Origin of the sequence: Pseudomonas sp. s4 (assembly GCF_046764235.1) — a bacterium.
Lineage (GTDB): Bacteria > Pseudomonadota > Gammaproteobacteria > Pseudomonadales > Pseudomonadaceae > Aquipseudomonas > Aquipseudomonas asiatica.
The window spans coordinates 4,909,784-4,923,157 of record NZ_CP177209.1; the positions used below are offsets into that span (position 1 = coordinate 4,909,784).

General features: G+C 58.9%; 10 protein-coding genes. 4 read left to right on the top strand and 6 right to left on the bottom strand.

The features are described 5' to 3' along the window. Positions 1-143 precede the first annotated feature (143 nt). The gene (locus tag ACK56M_RS22820; protein WP_013973837.1) at positions 144-749 is read right to left on the bottom strand and encodes an outer membrane beta-barrel protein; all 606 of its coding nucleotides are present in this window, start codon (positions 747-749) and stop codon (positions 144-146) included. A gap of 129 nt (positions 750-878) precedes the next feature. Between ACK56M_RS22820 and ACK56M_RS22825 the strand changes: the two genes are divergently transcribed. After that, positions 879-1,670 carry a dienelactone hydrolase family protein gene (locus ACK56M_RS22825; protein WP_015271495.1) on the top strand — a complete coding sequence of 264 codons (792 nt, stop codon included), beginning with the start codon at positions 879-881 and terminating at the stop codon, positions 1,668-1,670. Between the two features lie 178 nt (positions 1,671-1,848). Further along, the gene (locus tag ACK56M_RS22830) at positions 1,849-2,550 is read left to right on the top strand and encodes a 4'-phosphopantetheinyl transferase family protein (RefSeq protein WP_015271496.1); all 702 of its coding nucleotides are present in this window, start codon (positions 1,849-1,851) and stop codon (positions 2,548-2,550) included. A 3-nt stretch (positions 2,551-2,553) separates the two neighbouring features. Here ACK56M_RS22830 and ACK56M_RS22835 read toward each other — a convergent pair whose 3' ends face one another. Both ACK56M_RS22835 and ACK56M_RS22840 read right to left on the bottom strand, forming a co-directional pair. Next, complete coding sequence (locus ACK56M_RS22835; protein ID WP_411959086.1) at positions 2,554-4,161, bottom strand: ATP-binding protein; 1,608 nt, start codon at positions 4,159-4,161, stop codon at positions 2,554-2,556. Next, a complete protein-coding gene (locus ACK56M_RS22840; protein ID WP_015271498.1) occupies positions 4,158-4,856 on the bottom strand; it encodes a response regulator transcription factor in 699 nt (232 codons plus the stop codon). The genes ACK56M_RS22835 and ACK56M_RS22840 overlap by 4 nt, the downstream gene beginning before the upstream one ends. An 813-nt stretch (positions 4,857-5,669) precedes the next feature. Here ACK56M_RS22840 and ACK56M_RS22845 point away from each other — a divergent pair. Both ACK56M_RS22845 and ACK56M_RS22850 read left to right on the top strand, forming a co-directional pair. After that, positions 5,670-8,549 (top strand): ribonucleoside-diphosphate reductase subunit alpha, encoded by a 2,880-nt coding sequence (locus tag ACK56M_RS22845; protein WP_102084091.1) that lies wholly within the window; start codon positions 5,670-5,672, stop codon positions 8,547-8,549. Positions 8,550-8,795: 246 nt separating this feature from the next. Then, on the top strand, positions 8,796-10,046 hold the full coding sequence (locus ACK56M_RS22850; protein WP_015271500.1) for a ribonucleotide-diphosphate reductase subunit beta: 1,251 nt from the start codon (positions 8,796-8,798) through the stop codon (positions 10,044-10,046). Positions 10,047-10,215: 169 nt separating this feature from the next. On the opposite strand, the gene ACK56M_RS22855 is transcribed toward ACK56M_RS22850, so the two are convergent. Genes ACK56M_RS22855 through ACK56M_RS22865 form a run of 3 tightly spaced genes read right to left on the bottom strand, consistent with a single transcriptional unit; the run spans position 10,216 to position 13,371 of the window. Continuing rightward, the gene (locus ACK56M_RS22855) at positions 10,216-11,280 is read right to left on the bottom strand and encodes a serine/threonine protein kinase (RefSeq protein WP_411959087.1); all 1,065 of its coding nucleotides are present in this window, start codon (positions 11,278-11,280) and stop codon (positions 10,216-10,218) included. Further along, the gene (locus ACK56M_RS22860) at positions 11,277-12,323 is read right to left on the bottom strand and encodes a serine/threonine protein kinase (protein ID WP_411959088.1); all 1,047 of its coding nucleotides are present in this window, start codon (positions 12,321-12,323) and stop codon (positions 11,277-11,279) included. Before ACK56M_RS22860 ends, ACK56M_RS22855 begins: the two co-directional genes overlap by 4 nt. Beyond that, positions 12,307-13,371: a PP2C family protein-serine/threonine phosphatase gene (locus tag ACK56M_RS22865; RefSeq protein ID WP_411959089.1), complete on the bottom strand. Its 1,065-nt coding sequence runs from the start codon at positions 13,369-13,371 to the stop codon at positions 12,307-12,309. Before ACK56M_RS22865 ends, ACK56M_RS22860 begins: the two co-directional genes overlap by 17 nt. Between the last annotated feature and the right edge of the window lie 3 nt (positions 13,372-13,374).

Below are 13,374 nucleotides of genomic sequence, written 5' to 3' on the forward strand. Positions count from 1 at the left end.
TCCTTGATATGTATTGCCTGTACCGGCCTCTTCGCGGGCACGCCCGCTCCCACAGGGATCGCACAGGCTCCAAGGCTCGTGCAGTACCTGTGGGAGCGGGCGTGCCCGCGAAAGGGCCGGTACAGGATAACCCGGCTCGCCCGTCAGAACTTGTAGCTTGCAGCCAGGTAGGTCTGCGCGCTGCTGGTCAGGCGCAGGGTGCCGTCCTTCGGCCCGCCGTGCGCACCCACTTCGGTAGCAGCATTGGTACGCAGGTAACGGTAGCCCAGTTCCACCGAAGCCTTGTCGGTGATGTCCTGGATCACGCCGGCCTGCAGGCCATAGGCGTAACCGTAGTCGGTATCCCGGCTGGCCCCCGGCGAGTCCTGGGTCAGCTTGGTCACGCCCAGGCTGCCGCCGCCGAACAGCTTGGTGGTATCTCCCACCGGCAGGAACAGGTCGTAGCTGCCCAGCAGGTTTTCCTGGCGCAGCTTCAGGCCGCTGTGGTCGCCCGAGACATTGTCGTAAGTCATGTAGTAGCGGCCCTGGTCATTGATCTTGCCCACTCGCACGCCCCAGGTGTCGTCCTTGCCGATGATGCCGTCGGCGTTGAGGTGGTCGGTGTTGCGCTGCAGCAGGCCGGACTTGCGAACCTTGTCGCTGGTCTGGCCGTAGGTCAGGCTGGCGAAGTTGTCGTCAGCGGCCTGTGCGGTGGTAATGCCAGCGGCGCAGACGGCCATGGCGGCAAGCAGGGTGTTGAAGGTTTTCATGGCTGGATACTCCAGTTGAGTGCGCTGTTTCGGTCTGGAAGCTAGAGTAAGCAGGGCACCCTGAACCGCGACTGAACCCTGGCTGAACCCCGGCTGAACGAACCGTTTGAAGAACAAGGAGTAGTGACCATGCGCGCCCTGCTGGCCTTGACCCTGATGTGCAGCGCCGCCCTCGCCCAAGCGGCGGTACAAACCCGCGAGATCCCCTACCAGGACGCCGACGGCAATCGCCTGGTCGGCTACTACGCCTATGACGACGCCATCGAAGGCAAGCGCCCCGGCATTGTCGTGGTGCATGAATGGTGGGGGCTGAACGACTATGCCAAGCGCCGCGCCCGCGACCTGGCAGCACTGGGCTACAACGCCCTGGCCATCGACATGTATGGCGACGGCAAGCAAACCGAGCACCCTGCCGACGCCAAGGCATTCATGACAGCAGCGATGAAAGACCCCAAGGCCGCGGAGCGGCGCTTCGATGCCGGCCTTGAACTACTGAAACTGCAGCCGAACACCAACAAGCACCAGTTGGGGGCGGTCGGTTATTGCTTCGGCGGCAAGGTGGTACTGGATGCCGCACGCCGCGGCGAAAAGCTGGACGGCGTGGTGAGCTTCCATGGCGCACTGGCCACCCAGACCCCGGCCAGGCCTGGGGTGGTACGCGCGGAGATCCTGGTCGAGCACGGCGCGGCAGACAGCATGGTTACTCAGCAGCAGGTGGAGGCATTCAAGGCCGAGATGGATGCAGCCAAGGTCAACTATGAGTTTGTCAGTATCGAAGGGGCCAAGCATGGGTTTACCAACCCGGATGCAGACCGGCTGAGCCATGGCGAGCATGGCGGGCCGGATATCGGCTACAACAAGGCGGCGGATGAAAGATCGTGGGCGGATATGCAGGCGTTCTTCAAGAAGGTGTTCAAGTAAACAACGCGAGGGGCCGCTTTGCGGCCCAATCGCCGGCAAGCCAGTTCCCACAGGGGCCGCGCAAAGCTTGGGCCGTGCCCTGTACCTGTGGGAGCTGGCTTGCCGGCGATTGGGCTGCAAAGCAGCCCCTGCGATCCGATCTCCCACACCGTCGCCTCGGCTGGCACAATACCCCCCCATGAACACACTCCCCGCCTGCTGCGCCCCGCTCCAGCACCACTGGCCCCTGCCCCGCCCCCTACCCGGCGCAGTGCTGGTCAGTTGCTACTTCGACCCCACCCGCCTGGCACCCGACGACTTCCAGCGCGCCGGCGTCGTGCCAGGCGCCAGCCTGCAGCGCTCGGTGGCCAAGCGTCAGGCCGAGTACCTGGCTGGCCGGGTATGTGCCCGCGCCGCGCTGCAGCGCCTGGACGGCCGTGACTACGTGCCCGGCACCCACGAGGACCGCTCACCCATCTGGCCCGCCGGCATCCACGGCTCGATCACCCACGGTAAAGGCTGGGCTGCTGCCGTGGTTGCTGCCGAGGGCAGTTGCCAGGGCCTGGGCCTGGATCAGGAAGCGTTGCTGGATGACCAGCGTGCCGAGCGACTGATGGGCGAAATCCTCACCCCGCCCGAGCTCGAACGCCTCGACCGCCGCCAGCCAGGCCTTGCAGTCACCCTGACCTTCTCGCTGAAGGAAAGCCTGTTCAAGACGCTCTATCCGCTGACCCGCCAGCGCTTCTACTTCGAGCATGCCGAAGTACTGGACTGGTCCGCCGAAGGCCTGGCCCGCCTGCGACTGCTCACCGACCTGTCGCCGCAGTGGCGGCATGGCGCCGAACTGCAGGGCCAGTTCTGCCTGCAGGACGGCCACCTGCTCAGCCTGGTCAGCGTCTGACCGTCACAGCGGTGCCTGCTGCCGTGGCCAGTTCAGGCTGAAGCAGGCGCCACCCAGCGCGGCGCTGCGCCCCACCGTGGCTCGGCCCGCGTGCCAGTAGATGATCCGCCGCACGATCGACAAGCCCAGGCCATGCCCGCCCGAAGCGCGGGTACGGCTGTCGTCGAGGCGGGTGAACGGTGTGAAGATACGGTCCCAGACGCCCTCGGGGATCCCCGGGCCGTCATCCTCCACATCGATGCGGCAGCGTTGCTGCCCCAACTGGTAGCTCAGGCGCACCTCGGCCTCGGCGTGACGCATGGCGTTGCCCACCAGGTTCTGCAGCGCCCGGTGCAGGTAGCGCGGTTCAGCTTCGACCCAGGCGCCTTCGCCAGCGGCGCCCTGGCACTCACCGCGCACCACCCTTACCTCGGCACGCAACGGCGCGAGTTCTTCGATCACCCGGTCGAGCAAGGCATCCAGGTCTACCCGCTCGAACTTCAGCGCCGGCGCGCCCTGCTCCAGGCGGGCGTAGGTGAGCATCTCGTCGACCAACTTGTCGAGGTCCTGGATATCGCCATCCATGCCCGCCAGGTGCTTGGCCCGGGCCTGCTCGGTGGTGGCACTTTCGATCATCTCCAGGCCAAAGCGCAGACGTGCCACTGGCGTGCGCAGCTCGTGGGAAACCGCCCGCACCAGTTCGCGCTGCATGGTCAGCGAGCGCTGCAGGTGCTCGGCCATGCCGTTGAAGGCCGCGGCCAGACGCCCCACCGAGTCGGCGCCGCCGGCCGGCACGCGGGTGTCCAGGCTGCCTTGGGCGATGCGCGTGGCGGCAATCTCCAGGCCCGACACGCGCCGCTCCAGTTGGCGTACCAGCAGGTAGACCACCAGGCCGATCAGGCACAGACCAAGAAAGGTTATCAGGATCAGCAACTGCGGCGGATAGGGGTTGAGCTGGTACAGCGGGCCGATTTCCAGCACCCAGGGCGAACCCGCCAGCCCGGCGAACACACGGATCGAGTCGCCATCCTTGCCTAGGGCCATGACCGTATCGCCCTCCTCGACCCGGCGCCGCTGGTCATCGTCCAGGCTCACCCGCTCGATGCGCTGCAAGGCCACGCCAAAGCCGAAGCCCTTTTCTTTCTTGATCTGTGCCAGGCGCTGCTGCTGTTCGGTCACCGGGTAGCGCACCAGTTCGTCGGCCAGCAGATAGAGGGTGGCCCGCGCCAGTTGCTCGCTGATCTGTTTGATCTGCGCCACAAGCATCAGGTCTTCCTGGCCGACCTTGCGTAGCACCTCGGCCGCATGCGGGCCGGTCTTCTCGACCACCACCAGCCCGCGGTACAGGCGCGCCCGCTGACCGCCATCGAGTGTGCGCGCGGTCATGGGCTGCAGCGCCAGTGGCACGCCGAGCAGGCGCTCCCAGATCAGCAGCGAGCGCTTGCGCTCGGTATCGTTCTGCAGCGCCAGGTTGTCGGCCATCAGGCTGAAGGTGCCCTGGGCCAGGCCTTCTCGGTGCTGGGCGGCACGCACTTCGTTGACCAGGTGCAGGCTGAGTACACCGAGCAGGGCCACCAGCACCAGCACGGCCAGCATGCCGCCATAGATACGCAGGAAGATCGAATTGTTCATGGGGCCTCGCCGACGAACAGGTAGCCCTTGCTGCGAAGTGTCTTGATCAGCCTTGGCTGGAGCGGGTCGTCGCCGATCTTTGGGCGGATCTTGGAAATGCGTATGTCGATGGAGCGGTCCTGCCCGTCGTAGCCGACCCCCCGTAGCGCGGTGAAGATCTGCTCGCGCGTCAGCACCCGGCCGGCATTGCTGGCCAGCAGCCAGAGCAGGTCGAATTCGGCGCCGGTCAGCTCTATCAGCTGTTCGCCCAGGCGCGCCTCGCGCAGGCGATTGTCGATGCGCAGCGCGCCGAAGGCCAGGTCCTGGCGCTTGCTGTCCGGTGCTTCGCTGCGGCGCAGCAGTGCCTGGATACGCGCAAGGAGGAGCCGTGGGCGTACGGGTTTGCAGACATAGTCATCGGCCCCAAGGTCCAGGCCCTGGACTTGGTCGAGTTCATCGCTGCGGGCGGTCAGCATGAGGATTGGGCCGGGGTACTGGCTGCGCACCCGGCGACAGATGCTCAGGCCGTCCTCGCCGGGCAGCATCAGGTCGAGAATGACCAGGTCGGGCTGGCTGTCGACGATGCGCCGCGCGGCGCGGGCGCCATCGCCCTCGACGCTGATTTCGTAGCCGTTGGCCTGCAGGTACTCGGCGGTGAGCTCGGCCAGGCGCTGGTCGTCTTCGACGATGAGGATGCGGGGTGCGGGGTGGTCCATGGCTTGTGCCTTATCTTGTTGTTCTTCTGTTGCCTGTACCGGCCCCTTCGCAGCACAAGGCTGCTCCTACAAGGTATGGCGCTCCCCGGTAGGAGCAGCCTTGTGCTGCGAAGGGGTCGGTGCAGGCAACATAACCCTTTAACCAAAAGGCAACATCTGCTTCGGATACTACGTCCCACCCCCGGCACTGCCAAGCCGCCTCGCAGCCCCTCGACTGAACCGTTTTTTGTGATAGGGTTCGCGCCCGAAAAATTCTGCCCCGGGGCTGCAAGACGCAGAAAAATACTGCAAACCACTTGGCACAAGGCCTACAGCGAATACCCACCATTCACTCACAAAGTACGCACAAGTTATCCACAGGCGCTCGCCTTGCAAAGCCCCCGATACCGCATTATCTTGTATCCCGATCGCAGCGAACCACTAGATATAGGGTTTCGTGCAAAATCACACACAAAAGTCAACCCGCAAAATCAAGCGATTTATCGGGTGAACTTCAAGTGATTCCAGCAGCCAAACCGCTCCTGCGGAGGCGACCGAGGCAAGCCCCTCCAGGGCCTTGTTCGGGTATGGGTGTTGCAGGCCAGGCCTGGCATCCATCAGCAACAGTTTTTGGGCCCGGCCCAGAACCTTTGACTTCGGCCAGGGAGCGGCGAGCCATTGCCCCTTTTTCCTGAGTCTGTCCCGAAGTTGGTACGCCCGCGCGGGCGGATGCGCATGCATTGCCCATCCCCGCCAGGCCATCGAGCAAGTGGACGGAACGGTGGGCGCCCAAAAGGCGCCTGAACAATATAGAAACTGTGGAGACACCCACCCATGCAAACCGACACAACTCGCGAGAACCCGCAGGCCAAGGTGCCGCAGGCCGCCGATTCCAACCAGGATCTGGCCGCCACCGCTCCCGGCCAACTGCGCGTGATCAAGCGTAACGGCACTGTCGTCCCCTACACCGACGACAAGATCACCGTGGCCATCACCAAGGCGTTCCTCGCAGTTGAAGGCGGCACCGCCGCCGCTTCGTCGCGCATCCACGACACCGTCGCGCGCCTGACCGAGCAGGTCACCGCCACGTTCAAGCGTCGCATGCCATCGGGTGGCACCATCCACATCGAAGAAATCCAGGACCAGGTCGAACTGGCCCTGATGCGCGCCGGCGAGCAGAAGGTCGCCCGTGACTACGTGATCTACCGTGAGCAGCGCGCCAAGGAGCGTGCCACCCGCGTGAACGCCGAGTCCGTGGTCGAGCCGCACCCGAGCATTCGCATCACCCTGGCCGACGGCAGCCTGGCGCCGCTCGACATGGCCCGCCTGAACACCATCATCAGCGAAGCCTGCGAAGGCCTGGCCGAAGTCGATGGCGACCTGATCCAGCGCGATACCCTGAAGAACCTGTACGACGGCGTGGCCATCAAGGACGTCAACACTGCCCTGGTGATGACCGCCCGTACCCTGGTAGAGCGCGAGCCGAACTACTCGTTCGTGACCGCCCGCCTGCTGATGGACACCCTGCGTGCCGAAGGCCTGGGCTTCCTGAACGTGGCCGAGAGCGCCACCCACCACGAAATGGCCGACCTGTACGCCAAGGCCCTGCCGGCCTATGTCGAGAAAGGCGTCGAGTTCGAGCTGCTGGACCCGGCCCTGAAAGGCTACGACCTGGAGCGCCTGGGCAAGGCCATCGACCACGAGCGTGACCAGCAATTCACCTACCTGGGCCTGCAGACTCTGTACGACCGCTACTTCATCCACAAGGATGGCGTGCGCTTCGAGCTGCCACAGGTGTTCTTCATGCGTGTGGCCATGGGCCTGGCGCTGGAAGAGAAAGACAAAGAAGCCCGTGCCATCGAGTTCTACAACCTGTTGTCGTCCTTCGACTACATGGCCTCGACCCCGACCCTGTTCAACGCCGGCACCCTGCGCCCGCAGCTGTCCAGCTGCTACCTGACCACCGTGCCGGACGACCTGTCGGGCATCTACCACGCGATCCACGACAACGCGATGCTGTCGAAATTCGCCGGTGGCCTGGGCAACGACTGGACCCCTGTGCGTGCACTGGGCTCCTACATCAAGGGCACCAACGGCAAATCCCAGGGCGTGGTTCCGTTCCTGAAAGTGGTCAACGACACCGCCGTTGCCGTCAACCAGGGTGGCAAGCGCAAGGGCGCCGTGTGTGCCTACCTGGAAACCTGGCACCTGGACATCGAAGAATTCATCGAGCTGCGCAAGAACACCGGTGATGACCGTCGTCGTACCCACGACATGAACACCGCCAACTGGATCCCTGACCTGTTCATGAAGCGTGTCTTCGATGACGGCAAGTGGACCCTGTTCTCGCCTTCGGAAGTGCCAGACCTGCACGACCTGACCGGCAAGGCCTTCGAAGAGCGCTACGAGTACTACGAAGCCCTGACCGAGTACAACAAGATCAAGGTGTTCAAGACCATCCAGGCCAAAGACCTGTGGCGCAAGATGCTGTCGATGCTGTTCGAGACCGGCCACCCGTGGCTGACCTTCAAGGACCCGTGCAACCTGCGTTCGCCGCAGCAGCACGTGGGCGTGGTCCACAGCTCGAACCTGTGCACCGAGATCACCCTGAACACCAACAAGGACGAGATCGCGGTCTGCAACCTGGGCTCGATCAACCTGCCGAACCACATCGTCGACGGCAAGCTGGATACCGCCAAGCTGCAACGCACCGTGAACACCGCCGTGCGCATGCTCGACAACGTGATCGACATCAACTACTACTCGGTGCCGCAAGCGCGTAACTCGAACTTCAAGCACCGCCCGGTCGGCCTGGGCATCATGGGCTTCCAGGATGCGCTGTACCTGCAGCACATTCCGTACGGCTCCGATGCTGCCGTCGAGTTCGCCGACAAGTCGATGGAAGCGGTCAGCTTCTACGCCATCCAGGCGTCCTGCGACCTGGCCGACGAGCGCGGTGCGTACGAGACCTTCCAGGGTTCGCTGTGGTCCAAGGGCATCCTGCCGCTGGATTCGCAACAGATCCTGATCGAGGCCCGTGGCGCCAAGTACATCGACGTCAACCTGGAAGAGTCCCTGGACTGGGCCCCGGTGCGCGAGCGCGTCAAGAAAGGTATTCGTAACTCGAACATCATGGCCATCGCGCCGACCGCGACCATCGCCAACATCACCGGCGTGTCGCAGTCCATCGAGCCGACCTACCAGAACCTGTACGTGAAATCGAACCTGTCGGGCGAGTTCACCGTGATCAACCCGTACCTGGTCCGCGACCTGAAGGCCCGTGGCCTGTGGGACTCGGTAATGATCAACGACCTGAAGTACTACGACGGTTCGGTGCAGCAGATCGAGCGTATTCCGCAAGAGCTGAAGGACCTGTACGCCACCGCGTTCGAAGTCGAGACCAAGTGGATCGTCGATGCCGCCTCGCGTCGCCAGAAGTGGATCGACCAGGCCCAGTCGCTGAACCTATACATCGCCGGCGCCTCGGGCAAGAAGCTGGACGTGACCTACCGCATGGCCTGGTACCGTGGTCTGAAGACCACCTACTACCTCCGTGCCCTGGCCGCGACCAGCACCGAGAAGTCGACCATCAACACCGGCAAGCTCAACGCCGTTTCCAGCGGTGGCGACAGCGCCCCGGTCCAGGCAGCCGGCCCTGCGCCAGTGCCGAAGGCCTGCGCGATCGACGAGCCGGATTGCGAAGCCTGCCAGTAAGGCCAGGCCGAGGCTTCCTGCGGGAAGCCTCAACGCGTTTTCCGCACCACTGCGGACCCTGTGGGAGCGGGTTCACCCGCGATGAGGCCGGCACTCCCGCCGCCTCTCCACAGCAAGACACAACAAGCCGTGGCTGCAAAGCCGCGGCCAGCCCTTTTCGGGCACCTCAGATTTGCGTGCACCGCACCGCAACCAAGATCCACCGGCCATACTTGATAGATGGCCCTCAAGCAGGAGCATCTCACCATGCTGAGTTGGGACGAATTCGATAAAGAAGACGGCGAAGTAGCCGCCAAAGGCAACACCCCTGCGCAGGCCGCTGCCGCCGCCACCCTCGACAAGCTCGACAGCGCCGGTGGTGCCGCCGCCCTGGAAGCCCGTGCCGCCACCGCCGACGACTCCGACGCCGTCAAGCGCGCCAAGGCTGCCCTGAACGACCTCGACATCGCCGAAGGCCTGGCCGAGCTGGAAGGCTCCAGCGCCCGCGTGCGTGTTGACGAAAAGCGCATGATCAACTGCCGCGCCGACCTCAACCAGCTGGTACCGTTCAAGTACGACTGGGCCTGGCAGAAGTACCTGGACGGCTGCGCCAACCACTGGATGCCGCAAGAGGTCAACATGACCGCCGACATCGCCCTGTGGAAGAGCATGGACGGCCTGACCGAAGACGAGCGTCGCATCGTCATGCGCAACCTCGGCTTCTTCTCCACTGCCGACTCGCTGGTAGCCAACAACCTGGCCCTGGCCGTGTACCGCCTGATCACCAACCCGGAGTGCCGCCAGTACATCCTGCGCCAGGCCTTCGAAGAGGCGATCCACACCCACGCCTACCAGTACTGCATCGAGTCGCTGGGCATGGATGAAGGCGAGATCTTCAACATGTACCACGAGATCCCGTCGGTAGCGAAGAAAGCCGCCTGGGGCCTGAAGTACACCCGCGCCATCTCCGACCCGGAATTCAACACCGGCACCGTCGAAACCGACAAAGAGCTGCTGCGCAACCTGATCGCCTACTACTGCGTACTGGAAGGCATCTTCTTCTACTGCGGCTTCACCCAGATCCTGTCCATGGGCCGCCGCAACAAGATGACCGGCGTGGCCGAGCAGTTCCAGTACATCCTGCGTGACGAGTCGATGCACCTGAACTTCGGTATCGACGTGATCAACCAGATCAAGATCGAGAACCCGCACCTGTGGGACGCGGCGATGAAGGAAGAAGCGACCCAGATGATCCTGCAAGGGACCCAGCTGGAGATCGAATACGCCCGTGACACCATGCCACGCGGCGTGCTGGGCATGAACGCAGCGATGATGGAAGACTACCTCAAGTTCATCGCCAACCGTCGCCTGACCCAGATTGGCCTGAAGGAAGAGTACCCAGGGACTACCAACCCGTTCCCGTGGATGAGCGAGATCATGGACTTGAAGAAAGAGAAGAACTTCTTTGAGACGCGTGTGATCGAGTATCAGACTGGCGGGGCGTTGAGCTGGGATTGAACCCACGCTTATAGAAAAGGCCGCCATTTGGTGGCCTTTTTTCTGCGGATGGTAGAACCCATAACACCAAATACTACCAAGGCCAAACAGTTAGGCACCACGCCTAAATCTAAACTAGAGATGCAGCTTCTCTAAAAATTAGAACTGCCACCTCATAAATTTCACCAAATCAATTTATCACCATGATTGGATGACTACGATGATAAGGCGACCCGGGGAATTTAGAATAACAAACCTTTTTATTGCCATTAGATGGTTTTTTAGCCCCATACACACTTTCCATACTAAAGAAAGTTTGAAGACCATCACTACCCATCAAAAATCCGCTATACCCATTTTGAATTAAATTAACAAGTTCACCCTCAAATCTATCGCCACAAATAAAGCACAAATCGGACAGTTCCGCCACGAGATCATCTGCGGTAGGACGTTTAGAAGCCTCATTACATAGACACTTCTCTACCAACCCCTGAAGTTGCTCAGCTAAGATTTTATATTGTGGATTACTTGTCATAAAGCTCGGCCACGCAGTGCGATTACCTGTTTTTACGTTCACCGCCGCCTCAAGGTAGACACCAAACGGATATAGCCCTGTTAAAACCCTAAACATTAAAGCCCCGAGCGACCAAATATCGACCTCTTTACCCGGATGATCGCCTGGTTTACGAAACATCATTTCAGGAGCCATGTAAGGTAAGGCCCCGCGAATAGTGCCTGATGTAGAGTTCGTTAGATCACCATCCTTTGCTGCCTCATCAAAAACTTCTTTAGTAAGCGTAGCAATTCCAAAGTCTGTAATTTTAAGCTGGTGCAAATTCACACCTGGCTCCACAATCACATTGCTAGGCTTCAAATCCCGATGAATTACTTCCACATGATGAGACGCTGCAACGCCCTTAGCCAAATGAAAGAATACTCGAGCTCCCAAATGTGGATCAATGACGCCAAACTCATTAAGAACTTGCTCAAGTGTTCGCCCAGGAACATACTCCTCAATTAGATAAAACTTCCCACCCTCCTCAATATAATCTAATGTCTTAGCTACATTATGGTGATTAACCTTTGCAGCAATCACTGCACTTTTGCTGAACCTCTTTACCGCCTGCCCTGCCTGAGGTGTTTTAAGAGCAACTTCACTATCAAGGACTTTATCCTTCGCCAAGAAAACGTCCTGCATCCCTCCCTTTCCGATCGCCCTAATAACTTCGTAGCGATCCGCTACTAACGATGTCATACAGATACCTCCGGATTCGAAACATCAAATGTGACAAATCTTCTATTTCCCGGCACACCAAAGGTAATAACACAACAGCCCGGAACCAAGCTCCCTTCTTTCACTGGAGTATTATTTAAGTATACAGCCCCACTACATGATAGAACCTTAAATTCGAAACCATCATATGCAATGGCAATACCGCCAATATCTTTTGCAGTAAGTTCTATCTTCGAGTTATTACTATCGAGGTGATGGACCTCGCGCCCCATTACGACCAAAGCCTTATGACGGTCCTTTAGTAAGTGCCGTGATAACACATTCACGACTTCCCTCATGCTAGGTCGATCTTCTGGCTTATCTTTGAGACATCTTACAAACACCTCTACGATTTCAGCATGAAGCCCTACAAGAAGCCCTTCAACTGTAGCCCGATCCGTTTTTCGGCCCCGGATTTTGGAAAAAGAAACGTAGTCTTTGTGAATCAAAGAAACGCACATGATACCAAAGGCATATACATCCACCGCGCTACTAAAGCTTATAGGTTTACTACCCCATAATTCTGGAGCCATATAAGCAAGAGTTCCAACAATACTATTCGTCTTCGCATCATCGTTAAACCTAGACAATCCGAAGTCAAATATTTTGAAAACACCCTCAGAGTCCAACCGAACATTTTCCGGCTTTATATCACGATGAATTATTCCAGCTTCGTGTATATCAGAAAGCCCTGATGCAATTTGCCAAAGCGCATAAATATACTCACGACCAATCGCAAACTCGCCGGCACATAGGTCTTCACCGGAAATATACTCGAGTACAATACCCGTTTCCGACATGCCGCGATCAGTCAAATTCACTACATCATACAATTGCACAACGTTTTTTGAACGCAACCCCACTAGCGCTCTTTGCTCATCCAGAATCCGTCTTGATTCTACTCCTGCCTGAAGCCGCTTTATCACCACAAGTCTTTGCAGGTGAGTATCGAGACAAGTAAATACCTCCCCCATGCCTCCAGCAGCAGAACTCGGTGAAACTTCATACCTATTGGCCACCAACATCTTTATCTCCCGAGACTGTGCCGGTCTTGATTTCAATATCGACCTTAGCTTCTGAGTTAGAATCCGTCTTCAAGTCCCTGATGCGACGAGGGCGCTTTGATTTTGCTGTACCTTGACTGCGCTCGCTTTCAACTCCCCTATTTTTTTCATAGGCTTTCAACTGTGTCTTTAGATTTGCAAGAGATCCTAAAGCAACTGAAGGATTATCGAAAAATGCCTGTCCGAATGCATCCCACACCTGAACACTGTCATCGGTAGGTTCGCAAACCTTAGACATAAGAGATAAAACGTCAATCATCGCTACTGACGCATTGTCAGGGCCACCACACCAGCGTGACAATGCAGACACTCGCTCAACCGCCGACTTAATATCAGGTGCAAAAAAAAGTACATCTTCAAATGTTTTAGAGTCAACATAATGCACGCCATCGCTAGTTATCGCCAAGCTGCGCACACTAGGAGAAACCTCAATTATATGCGGAGAAATACCCTCTCCCATCCCCATGAATTGGAGAAGATCTCGGCCATGCCCGCCAACAGCTTCTTCGAGGGAATCATCGACCGTGAGTCGTTTAGTTTTCTCTCCACCACCAAACTCATAGACTCTTGAGTCCCCCACATGCGCTATAATTGAGCGCCCCTCAGCATTTATTATAAATGCTGTAAAAGTTGCCCCACCACTTCCTTTCGCATAAGCATTAACGCGATCGTTAGCCTCGAGAAAAGACATCCTTATCCGTGAGCCGAAATTATATAAATTATATCTTACAAGCGAACTAAAAAACGTAGATACAGCGACATCAGCACACTTGTCACCATCTAACATACCACCCATACCGTCTGCAACTACGACAGCAACTAAAGCAGAATCAGGACTACCACTCGGAGCTCCGATCTTGAGCATTGCAACCCTGTCTTGATTTTGAGATCTTTTGAGCCCAATATCAGTACTCAAAACAACTGGATAATCAAAGCAATTCTGACTACCCCTCAAGGGAACTTTACGCGAAAGCCACTTTTCAATCGAATCATGTAGAAAGCCCGACATTGC

Excerpts from the sequence above, each read along its gene's own strand:
- ACK56M_RS22860 (WP_411959088.1), bottom strand. The coding sequence starts at position 12,323 with ATGTTGGTGGCCAATAGGTATGAAGTTTCACCGAGTTCTGCTGCTGGA.
- ACK56M_RS22820 (WP_013973837.1), bottom strand. The coding sequence starts at position 749 with ATGAAAACCTTCAACACCCTGCTTGCCGCCATGGCCGTCTGCGCCGCT.
- ACK56M_RS22825 (WP_015271495.1), top strand. The coding sequence starts at position 879 with ATGCGCGCCCTGCTGGCCTTGACCCTGATGTGCAGCGCCGCCCTCGCC.
- ACK56M_RS22835 (WP_411959086.1), bottom strand. The coding sequence starts at position 4,161 with ATGAACAATTCGATCTTCCTGCGTATCTATGGCGGCATGCTGGCCGTG.
- ACK56M_RS22850 (WP_015271500.1), top strand. The coding sequence starts at position 8,796 with ATGCTGAGTTGGGACGAATTCGATAAAGAAGACGGCGAAGTAGCCGCC.
- ACK56M_RS22840 (WP_015271498.1), bottom strand. The coding sequence starts at position 4,856 with ATGGACCACCCCGCACCCCGCATCCTCATCGTCGAAGACGACCAGCGC.
- ACK56M_RS22855 (WP_411959087.1), bottom strand. The coding sequence starts at position 11,280 with ATGACATCGTTAGTAGCGGATCGCTACGAAGTTATTAGGGCGATCGGA.
- ACK56M_RS22845 (WP_102084091.1), top strand. The coding sequence starts at position 5,670 with ATGCAAACCGACACAACTCGCGAGAACCCGCAGGCCAAGGTGCCGCAG.
- ACK56M_RS22865 (WP_411959089.1), bottom strand. The coding sequence starts at position 13,371 with ATGTCGGGCTTTCTACATGATTCGATTGAAAAGTGGCTTTCGCGTAAA.
- ACK56M_RS22830 (WP_015271496.1), top strand. The coding sequence starts at position 1,849 with ATGAACACACTCCCCGCCTGCTGCGCCCCGCTCCAGCACCACTGGCCC.